17 protein-coding genes are annotated in these 24,869 nt (G+C 70.7%); 8 read left to right on the top strand and 9 right to left on the bottom strand.

The window, feature by feature from the left end; genetic code table 11:
- The first annotated feature begins 165 nt into the window (after positions 1–165).
- The 5 genes from ppdK (at position 166) to G9272_RS15450 (ending at position 9,214) form a co-directional block, all read left to right on the top strand.
- Positions 166–2,913, top strand: coding sequence for a pyruvate, phosphate dikinase (gene ppdK / locus G9272_RS15470; protein WP_171397124.1), 2,748 nt, complete (start codon positions 166–168; stop codon positions 2,911–2,913).
- A 943-nt stretch (positions 2,914–3,856) separates the two neighbouring features.
- Positions 3,857–5,572: an ABC transporter ATP-binding protein gene (locus G9272_RS15465; RefSeq protein ID WP_253268200.1), complete on the top strand. Its 1,716-nt coding sequence runs from the start codon at positions 3,857–3,859 to the stop codon at positions 5,570–5,572.
- Between the two features lie 162 nt (positions 5,573–5,734).
- The gene (locus G9272_RS45290; protein ID WP_253267817.1) at positions 5,735–6,163 is read left to right on the top strand and encodes a hypothetical protein; all 429 of its coding nucleotides are present in this window, start codon (positions 5,735–5,737) and stop codon (positions 6,161–6,163) included.
- A 136-nt stretch (positions 6,164–6,299) separates the two neighbouring features.
- Positions 6,300–6,914, top strand: coding sequence for an ABC transporter ATP-binding protein (locus G9272_RS15455; RefSeq protein ID WP_253267816.1), 615 nt, complete (start codon positions 6,300–6,302; stop codon positions 6,912–6,914).
- Positions 6,911–9,214, top strand: coding sequence for an FtsX-like permease family protein (locus G9272_RS15450; RefSeq protein ID WP_171397122.1), 2,304 nt, complete (start codon positions 6,911–6,913; stop codon positions 9,212–9,214). The genes G9272_RS15455 and G9272_RS15450 overlap by 4 nt, the downstream gene beginning before the upstream one ends.
- A 76-nt stretch (positions 9,215–9,290) precedes the next feature.
- Here G9272_RS15450 and G9272_RS15445 read toward each other — a convergent pair whose 3' ends face one another.
- The 4 genes from G9272_RS15445 to G9272_RS15430 form a co-directional block, all read right to left on the bottom strand.
- Positions 9,291–10,283, bottom strand: a complete 993-nt coding sequence (locus G9272_RS15445; protein ID WP_171397121.1) for an alpha/beta fold hydrolase — start codon at positions 10,281–10,283, stop codon at positions 9,291–9,293.
- Between the two features lie 156 nt (positions 10,284–10,439).
- Positions 10,440–10,928 (bottom strand): excalibur calcium-binding domain-containing protein, encoded by a 489-nt coding sequence (locus tag G9272_RS15440; RefSeq protein WP_171397120.1) that lies wholly within the window; start codon positions 10,926–10,928, stop codon positions 10,440–10,442.
- 216 nt (positions 10,929–11,144) lie between these two features.
- Entirely contained in the window at positions 11,145–12,140 is a 996-nt protein-coding gene (locus tag G9272_RS15435; RefSeq protein WP_171397119.1) for an SMP-30/gluconolactonase/LRE family protein, read from the bottom strand.
- 282 nt (positions 12,141–12,422) lie between these two features.
- Positions 12,423–13,580 carry an alkaline phosphatase PhoX gene (locus G9272_RS15430; RefSeq protein WP_171397118.1) on the bottom strand — a complete coding sequence of 386 codons (1,158 nt, stop codon included), beginning with the start codon at positions 13,578–13,580 and terminating at the stop codon, positions 12,423–12,425.
- 239 nt (positions 13,581–13,819) lie between these two features.
- On the opposite strand from G9272_RS15430, the gene G9272_RS15425 reads away from it, so the two are divergent.
- On the top strand, positions 13,820–14,761 hold the full coding sequence (locus G9272_RS15425) for an oxidoreductase (RefSeq protein WP_171397117.1): 942 nt from the start codon (positions 13,820–13,822) through the stop codon (positions 14,759–14,761).
- Between the two features lie 173 nt (positions 14,762–14,934).
- Here G9272_RS15425 and G9272_RS15420 read toward each other — a convergent pair whose 3' ends face one another.
- Both G9272_RS15420 and G9272_RS15415 read right to left on the bottom strand, forming a co-directional pair.
- The gene (locus G9272_RS15420; protein ID WP_253267815.1) at positions 14,935–17,133 is read right to left on the bottom strand and encodes a SulP family inorganic anion transporter; all 2,199 of its coding nucleotides are present in this window, start codon (positions 17,131–17,133) and stop codon (positions 14,935–14,937) included.
- Complete coding sequence (locus G9272_RS15415) at positions 17,130–17,735, bottom strand: carbonic anhydrase (protein ID WP_171397116.1); 606 nt, start codon at positions 17,733–17,735, stop codon at positions 17,130–17,132. Before G9272_RS15415 ends, G9272_RS15420 begins: the two co-directional genes overlap by 4 nt.
- Before the next feature lie 244 nt (positions 17,736–17,979).
- On the opposite strand from G9272_RS15415, the gene G9272_RS15410 reads away from it, so the two are divergent.
- Both G9272_RS15410 and G9272_RS15405 read left to right on the top strand, forming a co-directional pair.
- On the top strand, positions 17,980–19,032 hold the full coding sequence (locus G9272_RS15410) for a response regulator transcription factor (RefSeq protein ID WP_253267814.1): 1,053 nt from the start codon (positions 17,980–17,982) through the stop codon (positions 19,030–19,032).
- A complete protein-coding gene (locus tag G9272_RS15405; protein ID WP_171397115.1) occupies positions 19,029–20,597 on the top strand; it encodes a sensor histidine kinase in 1,569 nt (522 codons plus the stop codon). The genes G9272_RS15410 and G9272_RS15405 overlap by 4 nt, the downstream gene beginning before the upstream one ends.
- 14 nt (positions 20,598–20,611) lie before the next feature.
- On the opposite strand, the gene nirD is transcribed toward G9272_RS15405, so the two are convergent.
- Genes nirD through G9272_RS15390 form a run of 3 tightly spaced genes read right to left on the bottom strand, consistent with a single transcriptional unit; the run spans position 20,612 to position 24,779 of the window.
- On the bottom strand, positions 20,612–20,962 hold the full coding sequence (gene nirD, locus G9272_RS15400; protein WP_171397114.1) for a nitrite reductase small subunit NirD: 351 nt from the start codon (positions 20,960–20,962) through the stop codon (positions 20,612–20,614).
- Positions 20,959–23,565 (bottom strand): nitrite reductase large subunit NirB, encoded by a 2,607-nt coding sequence (nirB, locus tag G9272_RS15395; protein ID WP_171397113.1) that lies wholly within the window; start codon positions 23,563–23,565, stop codon positions 20,959–20,961. Before nirB ends, nirD begins: the two co-directional genes overlap by 4 nt.
- Entirely contained in the window at positions 23,565–24,779 is a 1,215-nt protein-coding gene (locus G9272_RS15390) for an NAD(P)/FAD-dependent oxidoreductase (protein ID WP_171397112.1), read from the bottom strand. The genes nirB and G9272_RS15390 overlap by 1 nt, the downstream gene beginning before the upstream one ends.
- Positions 24,780–24,869 lie beyond the last annotated feature (90 nt).

The following is a 24,869-nucleotide window of genomic DNA, read 5'->3' as shown; positions in this document are numbered from 1 at the left end:
TGAAAACATCGGCGGCCGTGCGCTTGCCAAGCCTTGACTTTCGATCCGCTGGCGGACGGTTGGTTACGGGCACATGACGCGCGAGTGGACGTACCCAGGAGCCTTCGATCTGGGTATGTTCCTGGCCGTCAGGGCAGCCACCGCGTCCTCGAGGAGTCGAGACCCGTGTCGGAAAACAAAGATCTCCAGGTAGCCGAGCAGGCCGCGACCGTTGAGGGCGTGAAGTTCGTCTACGACTTCACCGAGGGCAACAAGGAGCTCAAGGACCTCCTCGGCGGCAAGGGCGCGAACCTCGCCGAGATGACCAACCTGGGCCTTCCCGTCCCTCCGGGCTTCACCATCACCACCGAGGCCTGCAAGGTCTACCTCGACAGCGGCGAGGAGCCGGCGGCACTGCGTGACGAGGTGAGTGCGCACCTCGACGCGCTGGAGCAGCGCATGGGCAAGAAGCTCGGCCAGGCCGACGACCCGCTGCTGGTCTCGGTCCGCTCCGGCGCCAAGTTCTCGATGCCCGGAATGATGGACACGGTCCTCAACATCGGCCTCTCCGACAAGTCGGTCCAGGGCCTCGCCAAGCAGGCCGGCGACGACCGTTTCGCCTGGGACTCCTACCGCCGCCTGATCCAGATGTTCGGCAAGACGGTCCTCGGCGTCGAGGGCGAGCTCTTCGAGGACGCGCTGGAGGCGGCGAAGACCGCGAAGAAGGTCACGGTCGACACCGAGCTGGAGGCGGCCGACCTCAAGAAGCTGGTCACCAAGTTCAAGCGGATCGTCAAGACCGAGGCCGGCCGTGACTTCCCGCAGGACCCGCGCGAGCAGATGGACCTCGCCATCCACGCGGTCTTCGACTCCTGGAACACCGACCGCGCGAAACTCTACCGCCGCCAGGAGCGCATCCCCGGCGACCTGGGCACGGCCGTCAACGTCTGCTCGATGGTCTTCGGCAACCTGGGCCCCGACTCGGGCACCGGCGTGGCGTTCACCCGCGACCCCGCCTCCGGCCACCAGGGCGTCTACGGCGACTACCTCCAGAACGCCCAGGGCGAGGACGTGGTGGCGGGCATCCGCAACACCGTCCCGCTCGCCGAGCTGGAGTCGATCGACAAGAAGTCGTACGACCAGCTGATGCAGATCATGGAGACGCTGGAGAACCACTACAAGGACCTCTGCGACATCGAGTTCACCATCGAGCGCGGTCAGCTGTGGATGCTCCAGACCCGTGTCGGCAAGCGCACGGCGGGCGCGGCCTTCCGCATCGCCACCCAGCTCGTCGACCAGGGCCTGATCGACGAGGCCGAGGCGCTCCAGCGGGTCACCGGCGCCCAGCTCGCCCAGCTGATGTTCCCGCGCTTCGACGACGAGGCGAAGGTCCAGCAGGTCGGCCGGGGCATCGCGGCATCGCCGGGCGCGGCGGTCGGCAAGGCGGTCTTCGACTCGTACACGGCCGTCAAGTGGTCCCGCTCCGGCGAGAAGGTCATCCTGGTCCGCCGCGAGACCAACCCCGACGACCTGGACGGCATGATCGCGGCCGAGGGCATCCTGACCTCGCGCGGCGGCAAGACCTCCCACGCGGCCGTGGTGGCCCGCGGCATGGGCAAGACCTGTGTCTGCGGTGCCGAGGAGCTCGAGGTCGACACCAAGCGCCGCCGGATGACGGTGCCGGGCGGCCATGTCGTCGAGGAAGGCGACCTGATCTCCATCGACGGCTCGAGCGGCAAGGTCTACCTGGGCGAGGTCCCGGTGGTCCCGTCCCCCGTCGTGGAGTACTTCGAGGGCCGGATGCACGCGGGCGCCAACGACGCCGACGAGCTGGTCGAGGCCGTGCACCGGATCATGGCGTTCGCCGACCGCAAGCGCCGCCTGCGCGTACGCGCCAACGCCGACAACGCCGAGGACGCGCTGCGCGCCCGCCGCTTCGGCGCCCAGGGCATCGGTCTGTGCCGTACGGAGCACATGTTCCTCGGCGACCGTCGTGAGCTGGTCGAGCGCCTGATCCTCGCGGACACGGAGACCGAGCGCGAGGAGTCGCTGAAGGCACTCCTGCCGCTCCAGAAGCAGGACTTCGTGGAGCTGTTCTCGGCGATGGACGGACTCCCGGTCACGGTCCGGCTCCTGGACCCGCCCCTGCACGAGTTCCTGCCCGACATCACCGAGCTGTCGGTCCGCGTGGCCCTGGCGGAGTCCCGTCAGGAGCCCCACGAGAACGAACTCCGGCTCCTCCAGGCCGTCCACCGCCTGCACGAGCAGAACCCGATGCTGGGCCTGCGCGGCGTACGCCTCGGCCTGGTCATCCCCGGCCTGTTCACCATGCAGGTACGGGCGATCGCCGAGGCCGCGGCCGAGCGCAAGACGGCGAAGGGCGACCCGCGCGCGGAGATCATGATCCCGCTCGTCGGCACGGTCCAGGAGCTGGAGATCGTCCGCGAGGAGGCCGACGAGGTCATCGCGGAGGTGGAGGCGGCGACCGGCGTCCAGCTGAAGCTCTCGATCGGCACGATGATCGAGCTGCCGCGCGCCGCGCTCACCGCCGGTCAGATCGCCGAGGCGGCGCAGTTCTTCTCCTTCGGCACGAACGACCTGACCCAGACCGTGTGGGGCTTCAGCCGCGACGACGTCGAGGCCTCCTTCTTCACGGCCTACCTGGAGAAGGGCATCTTCGGCGTCAGCCCGTTCGAGACGATCGACCGGGACGGCGTGGGTTCCCTGGTGAAGCTGGCGGTGGAGGCCGGCCGCGCCACCCGCCCCGACCTGAAGCTCGGCGTCTGCGGCGAGCACGGCGGCGACCCGGAGTCCGTCCACTTCTTCCACGAGGTGGGACTCGACTACGTCTCCTGCTCGCCGTTCCGGATCCCGGTGGCACGGCTGGAGGCGGGCCGGGCGGCCTCGCAGTCGGCGGGAAGCGACCACCGCTGACGCCCCGATAACCCCGGAGCCGCCGCCGGTCCCCGACCCTCACCGATCGGCGACGGCCCCGGCGCACCACGGAGGACGGCACCCTGTGCGGGGGTGCCGTCCTCTTGCGCTGTCCGCCTGCACTGTTCTCCCGCGCCGGCCGCCGTGCTGATCAATTCGCGCAGGTCAATGCGGCACTCCTAATAAATACCAAGGAAAATACAAGGTTTTCACAGCATGTTTTCGCGCATTGAATTCTGAGTTTTCTCTTCGGGTCCTGACGGGGCGTGTTAAGTTCCTTCTCATCGGGCAGCGGGATCGCTCAGGGTGACGACTCTGATCCATGACCTGCTCGTACGGAATTCCCTTCCCGTGCAGATGCTGCAAACTCAGAAGGAGTCGCTATGAGCTTCAGGGTGATTGCACCGCTCGGCCCTCGGCGGAACGCGGACGCGAATGCGAACGCCAACCCGAACCCGAATCCCGGTCAGGTTCCCCCGCCCGCCCAGCAGTCGAGGCGCCGTCGTCCGCGTCCCGGTGAGCCCGTGCCTCAGCGGCCCGGCGTCTGACCGAGAAATCCCTGGAAAGCCCTGGAAATCTCTGGTGAAAGGGGAGGGCCGCCGGTGTTCCGGCGGCCCTCCCGCCGATCGGGCGAAGTAACGGAAACACTGTGCACCCGGTCGAATGTGAGGGGAGAAATATGCGTGCGCCCGAGAAGTATTCAGGGGCCGATTATCCTCGGCATATCCCACCGGGTATGGAACTGTCCGAATACGGCCTGCCGATAGTGGGTGTCGCCCACGCCCCCCGCGACACCCATGACCCCCGTCACGCCCACGCCCCCCGCGACACCCATGGCACGGATGCCACCCGTGGCACGGATGAAGTCCCCGGCGACCACAACGGCACGCCCCCGGTGCCCCCCGCCCTCTCGCCCCGCACCGCCTTCCGCCGCTTCTGGCCCATGACCAAGGGGCTGCGCCGCTGGCTCGTGGGCGTCTGGCTCTGCACCGTGCTGGGCGCGCTCGCCGAGACCGCCGCGATCCTGCTGTTCGGCGACCTCACCGACAACGCGCTCCAGAAGGGCTCACTGGACGCCTTCTGGTCCCCGGCGGCCCAGTGGCTCGGCATCGCCGTGGTGGGCGCGGCCGTCGGGTACGCGGGCGGCTCCCTCGCCGTCTGGGTGTCGGAACGGTTCGTGATGCGGCTGCGCGAGCACGTCTTCGACCATGTGCAGAAACTGCCCCCGCACTTCTTCCAGCGCCACCGCCAGGGAGATCTGCTCTCCCGGCTGACCGGCGACGTCGAGGCCATCGAGCAGATGGCCGTCTCCGGGTTGATCGGCACGGCGTCCGCGTTGTTCAGTGCCGTCTTCTACGCGGCGGCCGCGTTCTGGCTGCGCTGGGAACTCGCGGCGGCGACCTTCGTCCTCGCCCCTCTCTTCTGGCTCGCCGCCCGCAAGTTCGCCGCCGGCGTCCGGTCCGTCGCACGCGAGGGCCGGGTCGCCGACGGCGCGGTCACCTCCGTGGTGGAGGAGTCGCTCGGCAACCTCGTCCTCACCCAGGCGTACGGCCGCCAGGACGCCGAGCGCCGCCGGCTGAGCCGGGAGGCGACGGCGTGGTTCCGGGCCGCCGTCCGCTCGGCCCGCCTCAACCAGGCGTACGGGCAACTCGTCCAGGTCATCGAGACCGTGTGCGTCCTGGCCGTGATCGGCATCGGGGTCTGGGAGATCTCCGAGGGCCAGATGACGCTCGGGCAACTGCTCGCCTTCGCCGCCCTCCTCAGCTACCTCTACCCGCCCATCCGCAGCCTCGCCCAGCTCGGCCTCCTGATCTCCGCCGCCACCGCCGGCGCCGAACGGCTCGTCGAGGTGCTGGACACCCGGCCCGCCGTCGCGGACCGAGCCGGCTCCACCCGGCGGGAGACCGGACGCCCCGACGGCTTCGTCGAGCTGCACGACGTCTCCTTCCGCTACCCGGGCGCACCGACCACGGCCCTCGAATCGCTGACCTTCACCGCGCGGCCGGGAGAGCTGGTGATCATCACCGGCCCGAGCGGCGCGGGCAAGTCGACGGTCTCCAAACTCCTCCTCCGCTTCTACGACCCCGACGCCGGCTCCGTCCTCCTGGACGGCATCCCGCTGCACGACTTCCCGCTCGAGCGGCTGCGCGAGTACGTCACGCTGCTGCCGCAGGAGACCCTCGTCCTGCACGACACGGTCCGCGCGAACATCGCCTGCGGGCGGCCCGGCGCGAGTGACCACGCCATCGAGGAGGCGGCCCGGGCGGCCGACGCGCACGAGTTCATCACCGCGCTGCCCGAGGGCTACGACACCTGGATCGACCCCAACTCCGCACGGCTGTCCGGCGGCCAGCTACAGCGCCTCGCCATCGCGCGGGCCGTGCTGCGCGACGCGCCGGTCCTCGTCCTCGACGAACCGACCACCGGACTGGACGCGATCGCCACGCGGCGCATCGTCGAACCGCTGCGCCGACTCATGGCGGGCCGCACCACCATCATGATCACGCACGACCTCAACCTGGCTCCCGACGCCGACCGCATCCTCGTCGTCGACCGCGGCCACCTCGTGGAGACGGGCCGCCACGACGACCTCCTCGCCCACGGCGGCACCTACGCCCACCTGCACGGCTCCCAAACCCTCACCTGGGCGGCGTCCTGACCTGCCGGTGGCGCGATGGTGACCTTTTTGTGGCGCCGTGGCTGGAAGTCGATCGCCTGATGTGATGGTTGTGGGGCGATAGATCGTTTCTGTCAACTTACGTGCCGCTACAGTCCGTTACTCCTGGCGATGGTCGCGTCGCTGATGGTTACGGAGGCATGCATGAAGAGGGCAGTGCTCGGCTTGGCTGCGGTTGGTCTGATGTTCGGCGGGGCGGTGGCGGCAGTTGCTTCGCCGGCGGAGGGGGGTATCCCGCACCTCGAATCGGCGGGCGTTGAATTCAGCGGGGGGTATTACAAGCTCAACCGTCCCGGCGTAAATCACGGTGCCTTCGAATGGTGGGGGCGGATCACTGACACGATTGCTGGAGACCGCCACAACGTCTATGTCGAGGTCCAGGTCCAGGGGCACGACTGGGTGAGGTACTACGGAAAGCAGCGGAGTTCGGTTCGACTGCACCAGTCGAATTGGGACGGTGCTCAGCGATACATCAGCAGGGCGAAGCTCCGAGTGTGTCGCGACCGGGGCACCCTCCGTCCGGACAACTGTGCACCTCTCGAGACCTTCACGCACGACTGGGACCGTGGCTGAGTCTGTCCACCTTCTCGAGCCCAGGTGCATATACCTGGGCTCGTTCCTTTGATGGGAGAATGAGATCAATACGTCAGAAGTCTTGTCTGCCAAAGGGGTTGACCTCCTCTACGGTGAGACGACGGCTGTCCGGAACGTGGAGTTCTCGCTGAGGCGGGGGCAGGTTGCGGCGATCACGGGACAAAGCGGGTCAGGGAAGTCGTCACTGCTCTATTGCCTGGCCGGGGTGCTCCCGGTGTCGCGCGGCGAGGTCCGTTTCGATGGGCAATCCCTCGGGACTCTCAACGACGAGGAACTGAGCATGCTTCGTCGCGAGCGGTTCGGATTCGTCTTTCAATACGGTGAACTTCTACCCGAGCTGACGGTAGAGGAGAACGCTGCGCTGCCGCTGAGACTGGCTGGACAGCGCAAGGCTGAAGCCCTCGCTGCGGCCGGTGAGATCCTGGGGCGGCTCGGTCTCGCAGATCTACGCGGACGGCGTCCGTCGCAGGTGTCTGGAGGGCAAAGCCAACGTGTCGCAGTCGCAAGGGCATTGGTGCACAAGCCTGCCGTCATCTTCGCAGATGAGCCCACCGGCTCGCTCGACAGCAGCAATGCGTCGTCTGTCCTGGAGGAGTTTCTCAGCCTGGCGCGGTCACAAGGCACCGCTGTGGTGCTCGTGACTCATGACACGCAGGTGGCGGATCGGGCGGACGATCGCTATGTCATGTGTGACGGCGTGCTCACGGCGCAGGTACGGGAAGCATCGTGAAAGAACTTCTACTGGGATTGCGGCTATTGCTGGGCAGCGACCGGGGCGCCCGCATTCGATTCCTGCTCATGGTGGTGGGCAGCGCGATCGGGGTGTGCTGTCTGGCTGTTGTACTCGCGATTCCGGGCATCCTGGCCGCGCAGGACGCCCGCAAGGCCGCCCGTGAGCCAGATTGCTCAAATGGGCGAGGTAGCTGCACGTCAACAGCAAGGGGAGCGCCTGGCTTGGCCCTCACCCGACTGGACCCCTACGGTTCCGAACCCCTCACCCGGATCTTCGTCGCGCAGACAGGCGCGGCGCCCATCACCCCGCCACCCGGCCTGCCTGAACTTCCGGGCCCCGGTGAGGTGTTCGTATCCCCTCGGCTGCACGAGCTGCTGAACAGAGATCCCGGCCTTTCTCAACTTCTGCCCGGGAACGAGGTCGGCCTCATCTCCGCCCAGGGGCTGGCCCAGCCTGACGAGCTCTACGCGTACGTCGGCGCCAGACCCGAAGAGCTCAAGGGGGGTGGCCACTTGTCGGAATTCGGTTGGAAATATGCGCGCTTCCCGACCGTGGAGCCCTCCACGCTCGACATTTTGCGCTTCACCTTGGCAGGTGTCGTACTGCTGCCGCTGGCAGTGTTCCTTTCCGTGTGTGCCCGGCTGTCCGCCGCTTCCCGTATGAGGCGGCTGGCCGCGTTGCGCCTGCTCGGGCTGAGCACAAAGGGCACACAGCGTGTCAACGCGGCCGAGACCGTCGCTGCCGCGTTGCTGGGAGCCGTGCTCGGTCTGGGTGCCTATTGGGTCGTCAACCAACTGGTGGCGCGGATGGGGCTGCCCGGGTTCAAGTGGTACCCGGCCGATGGCGCGTTGTCCGGGACCGCGCTCCTCGTCTGTCTGGTGGGTTGTCCGGCGCTTGCCTGGTTCGTGGGCCGGGTCGGAGCGAAGAAGGCCGCGGTCAACCCGCTGGCCGTGCGGCGCAGTGCCGTGGAGAAACCGCCGCGTCTGTGGGGCCTGCTCCCGCTTGTTCCTGGACTGGGCATCGTCATCGGATACTGCGTGGCCGGCGCCACGGGGAACGTACCCACGGACACGTCGTTCTCCGCGATTCTGATGCCGCTCGCCGTCGTGCTGGTCGGTACCGGCCTCGTGCTGTCGTTGCCGATCCTCTCGCGCGCCCTGGCCAGGACGGTTGCCCGTGCCACGGGTTCGCTGTCTCTTGGTCTCGCCATGCGCCGCAACGAAGTGGAACCGGGCGGTGCTCTCCGCGTGGCGACCGGCCTGGTGCTGCTGGTCTACGCGGCGTCGCTCACGCAGGGCGTGCTCATCGAGCTGAATCAGGTGTCCAAGAACACCTCGCCGGTCCAGCTCTACACCATGGCGCTCGACGATGTTCCCGAGAACAAGGAGCGGGCTCTCACAAAGGTCCCGGGCGTCCGCAGCCACGCCATTCAGACGCAGTCTTGGACGGAACCCGGCAGTGATGAATGGACGAGCATCAGTGCCGTGATCGCCACCTGCGGACAGTTGCGCAGGATGGCGTCCGTGGTCGAGAACTGCGTCGACGGACGACCGGCCCGGCTGATGGTTCAGGACCACACCTACGACGAGTCCAGCAAGCCAGGAAGCAGTTTCCCCTTCCACCTGCGCAACTCCGAAGGCAAGCGCCGGGTCGTCAACGTGCAGGTGCCGCGTCAGACGATCAAGTATCACGACGACACGGCAGCGCAGATGGTCAGCAGCGGCGCTGTTCTGATCCCACCGTCCCTGTTCCCCGCCGGATTCCGTCCCGAGGACCGAGCCACCCTCAAGCTCCTCAGCAGCGCCGCCCCCGAGACCGTTCGCTCCGTACTCGAAGGCATCGCCGGGGTCGACCCCACGATCGAGGTCGAGACGGATGGCGTGGACGCCGCCGCTCTCCAGCAGATCACCGTCATCAAGACCCTCCTCGCCGTAGGCATGATCCTGGGCCTGATCATCGGGGTGGCGGCGTACCTCGTCGCCGCCACCGATCGAGCCGTGGAACGCCGACCGCAGGTCACTGCCCTGGCGTTGCTCGGGGCCAGGCCTCGGACACTCCGGGCCGTTCAGGTCGCGCAGGTCGTGTTGCCCCTGGCCGTCGGGCTCGTGCTCGCGGTGGTGACCGGGAAGATGGCGGAGTCCAGTTACCTGGTGACTGGTGGCGGGGCCGTCTTCTGGGACGGGGCCGGGCTGCCGCTGCTTCTCGCCTCCGCGCTCGGCGTCGTGGTCGTCGCCGCGCTCGGCGCGCTGCCGCTGGTCGGGCGGCGGATCGATCCGGAGTTGATTCGGCGCGACTGATGACCGGCGGTCGGATGTGTGTAGGGGCGGCACCCGTGGGTGGGGGTGCCGCCCCTGATGCTGTGGCGGTGGGTGTTCAGGTCGGCAGGGTGGACAGCCAGGTGGTCAGGAGTTGGTTTGTTGCCTCGGGGTGTTCCTGTTGGAGCCAGTGGCCGCAGTTTTCGAGGATGTGGGAGGCGGAGAGGCCGGGGAGGGTGGTGGGGAATGCCTCGATCGCGGCGGCCAGCCAGGTGGTCGAGGCGTCGAGGGCGCCCGCGATGAACAGGGCCGGCTGGGTGATCGGGGCGCCGGTGAAGGCCGTGAGGTCTTTCCAGTCGCGGTCCATGTTGCGGTAGCGGTTCAGGGCGCCGGTCAGGCCGGTTCGCTCGAACTCCTCCGCGTAGACGTCGAGATCCGCCTCGGTGAGCCAGGCGGGCAGCGCCCCGGTGGGGAAGCGGTCGCGCAGCTTTCCGCCCCGGGTGACGAAGTGGGGGTCGGGGGAGCCCGCCGCCGGCATGGTGTCCGCGGACAGGGCGGCGTAGAAGCCCGCGAGCCAGCCCCGTACGTCGGGCTCGATCTCCGCCTCGGCGCGGCCCGGTTCCTGGAAGTAGGAGACGTAGAACTCCTCCTCCCCGCCCGTCCCGCCCATGTGAGCAAAGGCCTCGCTCGGCATCGGTCCGCCCGGTGGGGTGTAGGGGACGCTCAGCAGACCCACCGCGTGGAAGACGTCCGGGCGCAGCAGGGCGGAGTCGGCCGCGATCGTCGCACCCCAGTCGTGACCGACGATCACCGCGGACCGTTCGCCCAGGGCCTGGACGACCGCGGCGTTGTCCTCCACCAGTTCCCGCATGCGGTACGCGTCCGTGGCACGGGGTTTGGAGGAGCGGCCGTAGCCGCGGACGTCGAGGGCGGCCGCGCGGTACCCGGCCGCGGCCAGCGCCGGCAACTGGTGGCGCCAGGAGTACCAGGACTCGGGGAAGCCGTGCACGAGCAGGACCAGGGGGCCCTCACCCTGCTCCACCACGTGGACACGGCCTGCGGGCGAGGGGACCAGGCGGTGTTTCACGTCGTTCGCGGTCTGCTGCGACATCGACCCTCCGAGACTTGAGATCGTCCATCGGTTCCGAGGGTGCGGTCCCGGCACGCAAGTCGCGAGTTCTGTTGCCGGTTCGGCAAACGCCGGCGGTCGCCGGGCGTACCGGGTCCACGACTCCGGCGGCGGCTCGCGCCTTCGTTCCCTGTTCCTCTATTCGCAGCCCACGCCGTCGCCGTCGCGGTCCAGGTGGCGCCCATAGCCAGGGTCGCCCACGCGGACCGGAGCGGCGCCGGCCGCGCGGGCGGCCGTGCAGTTGGCGTAGTAGGCACTTCCGGAGTCGGCGGAGTCGGCGGAGTCGGCGGAATCGGCTGAGCTGTCGGACTCGTCGGATCCGGAGTCGGCCTCGTTCGCCGCCGCCTTCGCCGTGACCGTCTTCGTCACCTTCACCGTCTCCGTCGCCGTGGCGGTCACCGTGCCCGCCGGCTCGGGGACGGCGGTCTCCGTCGTCGTGGTCGTCACGGTCACCGTGGGCTGCGGTTCGGCGGACGTCGGCTTCGCCTCCGTCGTGGTGCCGCCGTCGGCTCCGCCGATGCCCGCGCCGAGGAACAGGGCCAGGGCGAGGGCGGGCAGGACGTATCTCTTCCTGGCCCACCGGGGGGTGGGGTTCTGGGTGGGCGCGGTGGTGTACGGGTTGCTCATGTATGTCCCCCCGAGCTGTGGTGTGAGGGGACGACGGTATGGCCGTCTTGCGTGAGGTGTGGGAGGAGTGGCCGTTCTGTGACTTTCTGTGCGCATCGCCCCGGTCGCCGGGGAGGGGCGGGGGCGGGGGCGGGGGCGGCACCCTCGCTCGTCGAGTGCCGCCCCCGGCCCCCCGGCCCCCCGGCCCCCCGGCCCCCCGTCAGGCCGGACGGTTCGTCAGATCGAGACCGCTACCGCCGTGAAGGTCGTCTCCGGGAGCTGTGGGCTGGTGAAGCGCGCGTTGACCAGGTAGAGGCGGTCGCCGTAGCGGGCGGCCGTGGTGGGGACGTCGAAGCGGGGGTCGGTGATCGTGCGGGTGAGGGTGGCGGTGGTCGCCGTGCGGTCCAGGGACCAGACGCTGATCAGGTTCAGGCGGTTCTGGACCACGTACAGCGTGCGGCCGATGCGGTAGAGGCCGTCGCCGTTCACCACGTCCGACGCGCCGACCAGCGTGATCCTCGTGGCGTGGCCGGTCCTGAGGTTCACGTTGTACAGCTCGCCCGGTGTGCTCTTGACGACGATCAGGCCTCGGCCGTCCGGCGTGCCGACGATCCCGTTGGCGTTGTTCACGTCGGGGAGCTGGACCCAGTCGCCGGTGAGCGGAAGGGCGCGGATCTCGCCGTCGGCCCGGCCGCGCGGGACGCCGTACAGCACGGCGGCCCGTGAGTCGGTGAACCAGGCCCGGTCGCCGAGCAGGGTCACGTCGTTGATGAAGTGGCCTGCCGCTGGGGTGAGTTGGTGGGTCGTCACCAGCTCGCCGGTGCGGGAGTCGACCACCCGCGCCACTCCCGTGCTGCCCGCCACGTACAGCAGGCCGTCGTGGTCGAGCTTCAGGCCGACCGACACCTGGCCGGTGCCGCCCGCGTACAGGACCGTGCCCTCGCCGGTGCGCAGGTCGGTGCGGAGGATACCGCCGTTGGCGCGGGAGCCCTGGTAGGCGTACGGCTTGCCGCCGATGGCGATGCCCTCGGGGAGCCAGCCGTCGGGGAGGGAGTACTCGGTCAGCCAACCCGCCTCACCGGTACGGGACTTGGCGGCATCGGAAGGGGAGGGGGCCGCGGTCGCGGCGGGGGCCGCCGCGGCCGTCAGGGTGAGGGCGGCCAGGGCCGCGCCGCCGAGGACGGTGCGGCGGGACGGGGTGGGGGCGGGCGTGGGGGTGGGAGCGGGGGTCATGGTTACGTGCCTCCGTGAGTGGGGTGCGGGCGGCGAACGGCGTAACTCTGCGAACGGTGTGATCTCCGAACGGTGTGACTCTGCCAACCGTGTGACTCCGCGTACGGCGTGACACGGCGAACCGCGGCCATGCCGGGTGGGGCGGTGGCCGCCGGTGTGCGGTCTCACTCCGCTGGGACTTCGTTGGCGAGTAACGAGCCGCCGCCCGGCCGCGTTCCTCCGTTCTGCTGTCGAGTTCCTGTCAATCCTGGCCCGCAAGCCGAAGTGCCTGCCCAGGCGTCCCTATGCCCGGAACGGCCCCTTCACCTCGTAGGTGATCCCGCCCGACGAGCTGCCGCTCGTACCGCGCTGGCTGGAGAAGTACAGACGGGTGCCGTCCGGGGAGAAGGCCGGGCCCGTGATCTCGGAACCCGACTGGCCGTCGATGCGCAGGAAGGGCGCGACCACGTCGTCGGGGGTGATGAGGCAGATGTCCATGGTGCCGCCGTCCTCCGCCACGAACAGGTCGCCGGAGTCGGAGCCCGTGACGTTGTCCACCCCGGTGAGGGGGGCCGTGCCGGACGTCACCAGCGAGTCGTCGTAGGCGAGTTCGATCGTCTGGGCGGCCGCGTTGTACTGCCAGACCCGGTTGTCGCCCTTCGTCGTGAACCAGCAGGTGTCGTCGGCGTAGTGGCTGCCCTCGCCGCCGTTGAAGCGCTTGGCGCCGGAGACCTGGTTGCGGGTGGCGGTGGCGCCGGTCGGGTCGGGCACCGGGGACCAGGTCACGGGGCCGCTCGTGGCCGTGCCGGCCACCAGGACCTCCAGCGTCCCCGAGGACAGGTCGCCCCAGTTCGTCGGCCGGAAACGGTAGAAGCAGCCGTCGGTCACGTCCTCGGTCAGGTAGAGCACCTTGCGGACCGGATCGGCGGCGGCCGCCTCGTGCTTGAAACGGCCCATCGCGTCCCGGCGGACCGCTGCCTTCGTGCCCCAGGGGTCGGTCTCGTAGACGTACCCGCGATCGACCTCCTCGCAGGACAGCCAGGTGTTCCACGGGGTCTTGCCGCCCGCGCAGTTCTGGCGGGTGGCGGAGAGGATGCGGTACGCGGCCGTGATCGTCCCCGTCGCGGAGAACTTCACCGCGCTCGCACCGCCCGACGGGTTGATCTCCGAGTTGGAGACATAGATCCAGCCCGTGCCGTCCGTGTAACAGGCCCCGCCGTCAGGGGCGTTGTGCCAGGCGTACGAGGTCCCGGACACCGTCTGGCCGGAGCGGGCGATCACCCGGCTGGTGAAACCGCTCGGGAGCCGGATGCCGTTGGCGTCGGCCGCGCCGAGCGCCCCGTACGGGCCCGCGCCGGGCTGGGCCGGGGCGGCGTAGGCGGCGCCGCGCCAGAGGGTTCCGCCGAGTACGGCGGAGGAGCCGCCGATCGCGGCCGCACGCAGGAAGGTACGACGTTCCACGCTCACTCCCAGGGGTGGTGTGGTGAACCGGCCCGTACGCCGGTCCCGGCGACGGGGTCGTTCAGGGTCGTGCGCTGCCGAACGCTAGAAGCGCAGGGTAGCTGTGTCGTGGACATGTCGTAACGGGGAGATGCGGGATGGGTGACCGGGAGCGCCGTAGGCTGCCCGTGCACACCGCGGGCCGTGCACTGCTGCCCGTGCGCACCGCGGGCCGTGCACACCGCGGAGGGAGTACGGCCATGTCAGGCTGGAGCGCGCACGACATCCCCGACCAGGGCGGTCGCACCGCCGTCGTCACCGGGGCCAACAGCGGGCTCGGGTACGTCACCGCGCGCGAGCTCGCCCGCAAGGGGGCGCGGGTGGTGCTCGCCTGCCGCAGCGAGACGCGGGGGCGGGAGGCCGTCCGGCGGCTGCGTGAGGAAGTGCCCGCTGCGAAGGCGGAGTTGCGGCGGCTCGATCTCGGCTACCTTGCCTCCGTAAGGGAGTTCGCGGACGCCCTGCCCTACGACCGGCTCGACCTGCTCGTCAACAACGCGGGCGTGATGGCGATGCCGTACGGCACCACCGCCGACGGGTTCGAGACGCAGTTCGGGGTGAACCATCTCGGGCACTTCGCCCTCACGGGGCTGCTGCTGCCCGCGCTGCTCGCCGCGGCGGACCGACCGGCCGGCGCGACGCGGGTCGTGACCGTCTCCAGCATGGTCCACCTGCTCGGCAACATCGACCCGGACGATCTCAACTCCGAACGCACATACCGGCGTTGGATCGCCTACGGACGTACGAAGACCGCCAACCTGCTCTTCACGCACGAGCTGGCGCGCAGGCTCACGGCGGCCGGGGCCGAGGTCGTCGCGGCGGCCGCGCATCCGGGGTACGCGGCGACCAACCTCCAGACGGCGGGGCCCCGGGCGGAGGGGCGCCGGGTCGCCGAGCGGCTGATGGCGCTCGGCAACCGGGTCTTCGCCCAATCCGCCGAGGCGGGCGCGCTGCCCGCCCTGTACGCGGCGACCGCGCCCGGTGTCCGCCCGGACTCGTTCACCGGGCCGTCCCTCGCCATGTGGCGCGGGGCGCCGGCGCCGTCGCGGCGGGCACCCTGGACCCTCGACGACCGGGTGGGGGAGCGCCTGTGGGCCGCCTCCGAGCGGCTGACCGGCGTGTCCTACGAGGCACTCAAGGGCTGAGCCCCGGCCGCTTCGCCGCTCACCTCAGGGGCCGGTTGCGGCCCGTGGAGACACGGACCCTGTCGGACCAGGCGTCGGTGGCGATGTCCCACACCGTCACGGTGGAGTCCCTCGGACAGCCGCGCCGCACGCCGTGCAGTCCGGCAGACCCGTGGTCGCGCCCGTGCCCGCGGTCACGCCTGCCCGCGCGCGAACCCCGAGGTGTACTCGCCCCCGTACCCCTCCGAGTACCCCCGCGGGTAACCCTCCGCGTACCCGGGGGCGTACTCCTCCGCGTACCGCTGCGCGAAGTCCTCCGGCATCGGTGTGGTGTCCAGGTAGAACCATTCGGCGGTGGGGCCGGGAGCGGACCCGGACCCGGCCCCGGAGACAGCGGCGGATGCGACGGAGGCGGTGGCGGGCGTGGGGGCCGTCCGGCGGCGGGGCAGCGGGTCGGAGAGCTGGGGGCCGTCGGCCACCGGCGCCGCTTGCTCCTCCGCGGGCGGTCGTTTCGCCGGGCCGGGCATCAGCAGTTCCACCCGTAGGCCCTTGCCGCGTTGCTGGGCGGTGAACTCCTCCACCTGGCTGCGGCAGGCGTGGTCGAGGTGGGTCACGCCGGTGAGGTCGAGCCGGATCCGGGGTTTGCCGGCCTCGGCTGCGGACTCCAGGGCCTCGATGACCTGGGGCAGCCGCAGGAACGTCGCGTTGCCCGCCATCACCACCTTCGCGGTGTCGTCCTCGGTGTGCTGCCGGATGACCGTCTGGGACATGCGCACCGCGGCCAGCACGATGCCCGCCGCGAGGCCGATCAGAACGCCCTCCAGAAGTGCCGTCGCCACGATGACCAGGGTGGTGATCGTCATGACGGCGAACTCGCCCCGGTCCTGCCGCCACATCTTCGGGAACTCGTCGGGAGCGAAGAGCTTCCAGCCGCTGTGCACGAGTACGCCCGCCAGGACCGAGATCGGGATCAGGGCCAGCACCTGGGGGAGCAGCAGCGCGAACGCCAGCAGCCACAGGCCGTGCAGGGTGCGGGAGAGCCTGGTCTTGGCGCCCGCCTGGACGTTCGCCGAACTACGGGCCACCACTGCCGTGATGGGCAGGGCGCCGAGGAGTCCCGCGAGCGTGTTGCCGGCGCCCTGGGCGATCAGCTCGGGGTTGTAGCGGGTGCGCGGGCCGTCGTGCATACGGTCCACCGCGGCCGCCGTGAACAGCGACTCCGCCGAGGCGATCACGGTGAAGGTCAGGATCGCGGTGATGATCCCGGCGTCCGCCAGACCCGCGAACTGCTCCGCTCCCGGTACGTCGACGGAGGCCAGCAGATTGCCCACCTGGAGCGTCTTGACGTCGACGCCCGGCAGCGCGGCGACCGTGATGCCGATGCCCACCGCGACCAGGGCCGCGGGCACCTTCCTGACCGGTCCCGGTGCCTTCTTCCACAGGAAGCTCAGGACGACCGTGACGATGCCGAGCCCGGCGGCGATCATCGCCTGCGGGTCGGCGACCGTGTCCGCGAGCAGGCCGGGGATGCCGGCCATGTTCTCCAGCGGCGTGCCGGGGGCCTTCGCGTCCGCCACCGGGTACGCCTGGCTGAACATCAGCGGCAGGCCGATGCCCGCGAGCATGCCCTGGACGACGGCCAGGGAGATCGCCTGGAAGAACCGGCCCAGTTTCACCAGGCCGAGGACGATCTGGAGGAGGCCCGAGAAGAGCACGATCACTCCGAGCATGGCCACGCCGTACTCCAGCACGGTCTCCGCGACCAGCGCGGCGAGACCGGCGGCCGGGCCGCTCACCTGAAGCGTGCTGCCGCGCGCCGCGCCCACCACCAGACCGCCGATGACGCCCGAGATGATGCCCAGCTCGGGGGAGACACCCGAGGCGACGGCCACGCCGATGCACAGCGGGAGCGCGACCAGGAAGACGACGAGGGACGCCGTGATCTCGGTGGCCAGGTCACCCTTCGGAACAGCCGCTTTCAGGGCGGCCTTCGCCGTGTCCCTAGCCGTGTCCCCTGTTGTGGCCTTCGCCGTGGCCTTCGAGGCGGCCTTCGAGGCGGCCTTCGAGGCGGCCTTCGCGGTGGCCTTCGCGGTGGTGTCCCGCCCCGTCGTCGGTGGCGGTGGTGGCGGTGGCGCGGGTGGGCGCGTGGGCGTGCGCGGGGGCATCGGAGGGGACATGGGCCGGGGCGGTGGGGCGGCCGACCGGGTCGGCGGACCGGTCAGCCCGGCCGCCTCCCCGAACGTGCGGCCCCTTCCGTCACTGTCCCCGGAGCTCCAGTCCGCGCCCGCACCCCAGTCGGTGCCCGTGTCCCAGTCCGTACCTGTGTCCCAGTCCGTGCCCGTGGCGGTGCCCGTGCCCCGGCCCCGGGCGTGCCTGGCGTGTGCGCCGCTCATGCCGCGTGCACCCGGAACAGGCCGTCCTCGTCCAGCTCGTGCACCTGACCGGTGTGCACCTCGTAGTACCAGCCGTGCAGGCGCAGTTGCCCGGCGTCGAGACGCCGTTGCGTCGCCGGGTAACTCCGCAGCACCGCAAGCTGGTTGACGACGTTCAGCTGGGCGACGTCCGGCATCGACGGGTCCTCGACGTCGCCGTCCAGGACGGACGCCAGCCTGGGGCGGGCCAGTTGGAGCCAGGCGTCCACGCCGGGAAGCGCGGACAGGTCGTCGCCGGACTTGAGGGCGCCCATCGCACCGCAGTGGGAGTGGCCGCACACCACGATGTCCTGAACGCCGAGCACCTCCAGTGCGTACTCGATGGTGGCCGCCTCGCCGGAGGCGCCCTGCCGGTCGTGCGGCGGAACGATATTGCCCGCGTTTCGCAGCTCGAATATCTCACCGGGCCGCGCGCCCGTGATCAGTGCGGGTATCACCCGTGAGTCCGAGCAGGTGATGAACAATGCCTCGGGATATTGGCCTTCGGCCAGTCGCCGGTATTCGCCGCTTTCGAAGTCGACCCGTCGTTTGAACGAGCGGGCGCGGTCCAGTAGTGCCTTCACGGATCCTCCCAGGTCAGAGCTGGTCGGCATGGGGGTCCGACCAGTTCCTCATCACCGTAGAGGAGCCAATGCCAGGCGAAGGTTAGAGGAACACTAAACCGCCGACAAGAATGGGACAGTTTTCGTCCGGAGTTGAGCCGCTGCTCACATTGTCCAGGAGATCTGAGGCGTATTCCTGACCGTTCTTGTAGCGTGACGGATCCACGGAACATGTGAATTCGGTGCACAGGAGAGACGGGAACGCATGGGTGTACGAGTCCTGCTCATCGAGGACGACCGGACGATCGCCGAACCGCTCGTCGAGGGCCTCGGGAACTTCGGGCTGGCGGTGCGTCATGTCGGCACCGGCAGCGAGGGGTTGAGGGGGCCGTACGGCGATGTCGTCCTGCTCGACCTGGGGTTGCCCGACATCGACGGCATCGACGTCTGCCGGGGCATCCGGCAGACCTCCGACGTCCCCATCATCATCCTCAGCGCCCGGGGGGAGGAGGCCGACCGGGTGCTGGGTCTGGAGCTGGGCGCCGACGACTACCTGGCGAAGCCGTTCAGCATGCGTGAGCTCGTGGCGCGGGTGCGCGCGGTGACCCGGCGGACCCACCGAGGGCTGGCCGAACGGGAGTTCACGGGACAGGAGCCGGTCGGCGGGGAGCCCTTCGCACCGCCGGCCGCCGCCCCTCTCGCCGCTCCGGCGTCCGAGACGACCGGGGCGGCCGGAGCGGCCGGGGCGGCCGGAGCGACCGGGGCGACCGGGGCGTACGAGGCGACCGGGGCGTACGAGGCGTACGAGGCGTTCGAGGGGGCCGCGACAGTCTCCGCCACGGCCTCCGCCACGGCCTCCGTCGCTGCCGCCGCCGGTCCCCTCGTCGTCGACCGGCGGACCCGGCAGGTGTGGGTGGGGGAGGAGGCGGTGACCCTGACGCCCAAGGAGTTCGAGCTGCTCGCGCTGCTCACCGAGGATCCGGGGGCCGTGTACTCACGCCAGCAGATCCTCGACCGGGTGTGGGACCCGCACTATCAGGGGCCGACCAAGACGCTGGACGTCCATGTGGCCACCCTGCGACGGAAGTTGGGCAACCCGGCCTGGATCCAGACGCTGCGCGGAGTGGGATTCCGGCTGGCCGTGCACACCTCCTCCCCGAGCGCGCGGCAGCCGTACGAACCACCGGCTCCCGCTCCACCGGCCTTCCCCCGGCCCGCCTTCCCGCAGGCCTCCTATCCCCAGGCCGCCTACGAACCGTCGGCCTACGAACCGTCGGCCTACGAACCACACGCCTATGACTCGGCGGCCTACCGATGACCCGTCGGCTGCTGCTCAGCTATCTCACACTCGCCGCCCTTGTCCTGCTCTGCCTGGAGATCCCGCTGGGCTTCGTGTACTCGCGCGGCGAGCGGGAGCGGGTGATCAACGCGGCGACGGACGAGGCGGAGTCGGTCTCGGCGTTCGCCTCGCTGTCCATCTCGGCGGGCCGGGCGGCGCAGGACCTGCCCGAGCGGGCCGCGCACTGCGCCGAACGCATCGGCGGCAAGGTGCTGATCGTCGACGGGAGCGGCACCCTGCTGGCCTCCTCGCATCCGCTCACCGAGCGGGAGGAGGGCGACCTCCCCTCCTGGCCGGGCATCGCCGCCGCCCTGCGCGGTACCGCGACGGCCGATGTGCGCACCTCCACCATCGGCGGGGTGCAGTACCTCGCGGTGGCCACCCCGGTACGCCACGGCGTCGAGGAACAGGGCGCCGTCCGGATCACCGTGCCGACCCGAATGGTGTCCGAACGGGTCCACCACGTCTGGCTGTTGCTGGCCCTGGGCGGACTGGCGGCGCTCACCGCGGTGGCCGCGCTCGGGTTCGTCATCGCCCGCTGGACCGGCCGCCCGATCCGTGAACTGGAGCACGCCACCCATGAGTTGGCGATGGGTGGCACCGCCGTCCCGGTGGCGATCACCAACGGGCCGCCGGAGGTCCGCAGCCTCGCCGCGACCTTCAACCGGACCGCCGCCCGCCTGGAACACCTGCTGGCCTCCCAGCGGGCCTTCGCCGGTGAGGCCTCGCACCAGCTGAAGACGCCCCTCGCGGCGCTGCGGCTGCGGCTGGAGAACCTGGAGAACGACATCGCCCTGAACGCGCGGGGCTCGCTCACCGCCGCGCTGACCGAGACCGACCGGCTGGCCCGGATGGTCGAGGGGCTGCTCGCGATGGCCCGGCTCGACGAGAGCGCCGTCGAACGGGAGCCGGTCGACCTGGGCCGGGTGTGCGCGGAGCGGCATCGCGCCTGGAAGCCGCTGTTCGAGCAGCACGGCGTCTGGCTGGCGCTGGCCGGGGACTACGCGGGCGAGGTGCTGGCGCTGCCCGGGGCCGTGGAGCAGATCCTCGACAACCTGCTCTCCAACGCCCTGCGGGTGGCGCCCCCGGGCTCAACGGTCTCCGTCGACCCGCGCCATCACACGCCCCACGAGCGCCGCTTCCCGCACCGTCACCCGCATCGGCATCCGCACCGCCCGGCCGGTCCGGGCCGGGTCGAGCTGCACGTCATGGACGAGGGCCCCGGTATGACCGAGGAGCAGCGCCGGCGTGCCTTCGACCGCTTCTGGCGCGCCCCGGACGCCCCCAAGGGCGGCACCGGTCTGGGCCTCGCCCTGGTGCAGCGCCTCGCCCATGCGAGCGGCGGCGAGGTGGTCCTGCGGCCCGCGCCGCGCGGCGGCCTCGACGCGGTGGTCCGGCTCCCGGCGGTACCGGCCCGGCCCGGCGGCACCGGAAGCACCGGCGGCAGCGGCGGCAGCGGGAGCGCGGGCGGCGCCGCGAGCACCGGCATCCCCGCCCCGCGTCCGGCCCGACGCCTCCAGTCCACGACACCGGGCCGGCGGTAGGCGACGGGCGAGCGTCAGGCGGTGCGCACCTCGTAGGTGGCGATGCGCACCGTGTCGTCGTCCAGGCACTCCCCGCTCAGCAGGTCGAAACGCTGCTTGAGCAGAGGGGAGGCGACGAACGAGCGGCCCTCGTGGGTACCGGTCAGGCCGCGTGAGAGGACGGCCGCGCCGCCGAACGGATCGCGGTTGTCGACCGCGTACAGCTCACCCGCCCGGTCCCGGAACAGGGCGACCTGGCGGCCGTCGGGCAGCAGGGCGGCCACACCTCGGCCGGGGATCAGCTGGCTGAGGTCACAGATCGTGAACCACTGCTCCTCCAGCCGCAGTTGGACCTTGAGGTCGGTCGTCTCGAGTGCCAGGGTCATCGCTGGGCGCTCCCTTCCAGGGGACGGTGGCCGATGGACAGCAACGGCAGGTCGGGCTTGATCTGGTCGCGCTCCGGGACGAAGCCGACGACCGGGTCGGGGGTGTCGGGCGCGTTGACGAAGGACACGAACCGGGCGAGCTTCTCCGGGTCGTTGATGGTGGTCGCCCACTCGTCGGCGTAGTGCGCGACGTGGTCGGTCATCAGGGACTCCAGCTCCTCGCAGATGCCGAGCGAGTCCTCCACCACCACGTCCCGTACGTGGTCCAGCCCGCCGGGGATCCGGTCCAGCCAGGTCGAGGTGCGCTCCAGGCGGTCGGCGGTGCGGATGTAGAACATCAGGAACCGGTCGATGAGGCGCACCAGTTCGGTGTCGGTGAGGTCCTGGGCGAGCAGGTCGGCGTGGCGCGGGGTGGCGCCGCCGTTGCCGCCGACGTAGAGGTTCCAGCCGTTGGAGGTGGCGATGATGCCGAAGTCCTTCGACTGGGCCTCGGCGCACTCGCGGGCGCAGCCCGACACCGCCGACTTGAGCTTGTGCGGGGAGCGCAGCCCCCGGTAGCGCAGCTCCAGGTCGATCGCCATGCGGACGGAGTCCTGGACGCCGTAGCGGCACCAGGTCTGGCCGACGCAGGACTTCACCGTGCGCAGCGACTTGCCGTAGGCGTGACCGGACTCGAAGCCGGCGTCCACCAGCCTGGTCCAGATCAGCGGGAGCTGCTCCACCCGGGCGCCGAACATGTCGATCCGCTGACCGCCGGTGATCTTCGTGTAGAGGCCGAAGTCGCGGGCGATCTCACCGATCACGATCAGCCCCTCGGGGGTGATCTCACCGCCGGGGATGCGCGGGACGACCGAGTAGGAGCCGTTCTTCTGGAGGTTGGCGAGGAAGTGGTCGTTGCTGTCCTGGAGGGACGCCTGCTCGCCGTCCAGGACATAGCCGCTCGCGCCGATCGTCGGGGCGAGGGAGGCGATGATCGAGCCGACGGTCGGCTTGCAGACCTCGCAGCCGTCGCCGCCCCGGGCGCTGTCCCGGCCGTAGCGGTCGAGGAGGTCCTGGTAGGTGTTGATGCGCAGGGCGAGGACGATCTCGTACAGCTCCTCGCGGGTCTGCGAGAAGCAGCCGCACAGGCCCTTGTCGACCTCGACGCCGCTCGCCTCCAGCTCGGCGGTGACCAGCTGGCCGAGCACCTTGACGCAGCTGCCGCAGCCGGTACCGGCCTTGGTGCACTTCTTCACCTCGGGCACGGTCGTGCAGGAGTGCTCCGTCACCGCGCCGCGGATCGTGCCCTTCGACACGTTGTGGCAGGAGCAGACGATCGCCTCGTCCGGCAGCGCGGACGGGCCGAGCTGGACGGACTCCCCGGCACCGGCCGGCAGGACCAGCGACTCGGGGGAGACGGGCGGCACGGACCCCGTGAAGGCGCGCAGGGTGCCGTACGCCTCCGCGTCGCCGACCAGGATGCCGCCGAGCAGCGTGCCGTCGCGGCCGATGACGAGCTTCTTGTACAGGCCCGAGCGGGAGTCGGAGTAGACGACGTCGAGGCAGTCCTCGGTGGTGCCGTGCGCGTCGCCGAAGGACGCCACGTCCACGCCGAGCAGCTTCAGCTTGGTGGAGAGGTCGGCGCCGGTGAAGGACAGCTGCTCGGACTCGTCGGCGGCGATGGTCGCGGCGACCGTGATGGCCTGCTCGTAGCCGGGGGCCACCAGGCCGTACACCCGGCCGTCGGCGGCCAGCGCGCACTCGCCGATCGCGAACACGTGCGGGTCGTTCACCGTGCGGCACTGCTCGTCGACGGCGATACCGCCGCGCTCGCCGACCGTCAGGCCGGACTCGCGGGCCAGCTGGTCACGGGGACGGACACCGGCGCTGAACACCACCAGGTCGGTGGCGAGCTCGGAGCCGTCGGAGAGCTTCATACCGGTGACCGCGCCGTCCTCGCCGACGACGATCTCCTGGGTGCCCACGCCGGTGTGGACGCTCAGACCCATGTCCTCGATGGTGCGCAGCAGGGCCGCGCCGCCGCCGTCGTCGACCTGGACGGGCATCAGCCGGGGCGCGAACTCCACGATGTGGGAGGTGAGCCCGAGACCCTTCAGCGCGCCCGCGGCCTCCAGGCCCAGCAGCCCGCCGCCGACCACCGCGCCGGTCGTGGCACGCGACTTCGCGTACGCCTCGATCGCGAGGAGGTCCTCGATCGTGCGGTAGACGAAGCAGCCCTCGGCGTCCTTGTTCGGGACGGGCGGCACGAAGGGGTAGGAGCCGGTGGCCAGGACGAGGACGTCGTAGTCGACCACCAGTCCCGAGCGGGCCGTCACCTTGCGGGCCTCGCGGTCTATCGTCTCCGCGGGGTCGCCGACGTACAGCTCGATCCCGTGGTCGGCGATGAACGCCATGTCCGTCATGGACAGTTCCTCGGGCGTCCGGCCCGAGAAGTACGAGGTGAGCTGCACGCGGTCGTACGCGGGACGCGGCTCCTCGCACAGCACGACCACGCGGTGCGTGGCGGTCAGGCCGCGCTCGGCGAGCGCCTCGAGGAAGCGCTGGCCGACCATGCCGTGGCCGACGAGCACGATCGTGGGGGTGCCCCCGGGGGTGGCGGTCATCAGGAGCCTCCGTCGTTGGTGAGCAGGTGGAGCAGGGGGCCGCCGTCGGAGGGGAGCGGCTCTGCTCCCTCCCAGGCGCGCGCCAGCGCGCCGACGGTGCCGAGTTCGCCGACGAGGACCCCGCCGACCAGGCGGTCGTCGCGGACGACGACCTTGCGGTAGGTGCCCCGGGTGGCGTCGGCGAGCTGTACGACGTCGTCGCCGGGGCGCGGCTCCGTCTCGCCGAACGCGGCGAGGTCGAAGGCGCTGTGCCCGGCGAGGGTGAGCCGGGTGAGGGCGCGGGTGCCGCCGTACCGGGAGCCCGCGTCTCCGGCGAGCGACTCGGCCAGCACGTCGGCCTGTTCGAGCGCCGGTGCGGCCAGCCCGTACACGTTCCCGTCGTGCTGCGCGCAGTCGCCGATCGCCCGGATGTGCGGGTCGGACGTGCGGAGTTCGTCGTCGACCAGGATTCCCTTGTGTACGGCGATCCCCGCGGCCTTGGCGAGTCCGGCGCGCGGGGAGACCCCGCAGGCCAGCACCACCAGGTCGGCGTCGAGGGCGTACCCGTCGGCCATCTCCACCGAGCGGACGGCGCCGCCGACGCAGCGCACGTCGCGGACCCGGCACTCGGTGTGGACCTCGACGCCGAGGTCCTTGAGGTGCCGGAGCACCAGCTTGGACGCGTTCGGGTCGAGCTGGCGTTCCATGAGCCGCTCGGCCTGCTGGGCGAGGACGACCTGGGCGCCGCGTACCGCGAGCGCACGGGCCGCGGAGACCCCGAGGAGGCCGCCGCCGATGACGACCGCCCGCACGCCCGGCCGTACCGCCTTCGACAGGCCGAGGCAGTCGTCCATGGTGCGGAAGGCGTGGACGCCCTCCGGCAGGACGTGGTCCGGCGTGAAGAGACCGCGCAGGGGCGGCAGCACCGGGTTGGAGCCGGTGGCCAGGACCAGGGTGTCGTATGCGATCTCCGAGCCGTCCGCGCAGCTCACGGTCCGCCGGTCGCGGTCGATGCCGGTGACCCGGCCCCTGACCAGTCCGGCGGGCGCGGGCAGCGCGATCACCTCGGGGGCGTACCGGCCGGCCAGCACCTCGGCGAGCAGGACCCGGTTGTAGGGCCGGTGCTCCTCCTCGCCGATCAGCAGCGCGGGCGTGCCCAGCTCGCCGAGCCGGCGGGCGAGTCGTACGCCCGCGAGGCCGGCGCCGATCACCACCACACGCGAATTCGAGGTCATGTCCAGGAGCGTGCGTTGCCGACGTTACCCGACCGCATCACCGTTGTTTCCCGCGAGGAACGCTGCCCTCAGCGGGGCCGGGGCGGGGGT

This window comes from Streptomyces asoensis (assembly GCF_013085465.1).
GTDB lineage: Bacteria > Actinomycetota > Actinomycetes > Streptomycetales > Streptomycetaceae > Streptomyces > Streptomyces cacaoi_A.
Note: the sequence above shows the minus strand (reverse complement) of the source record. Positions and strands in the feature narration are given on the sequence as shown.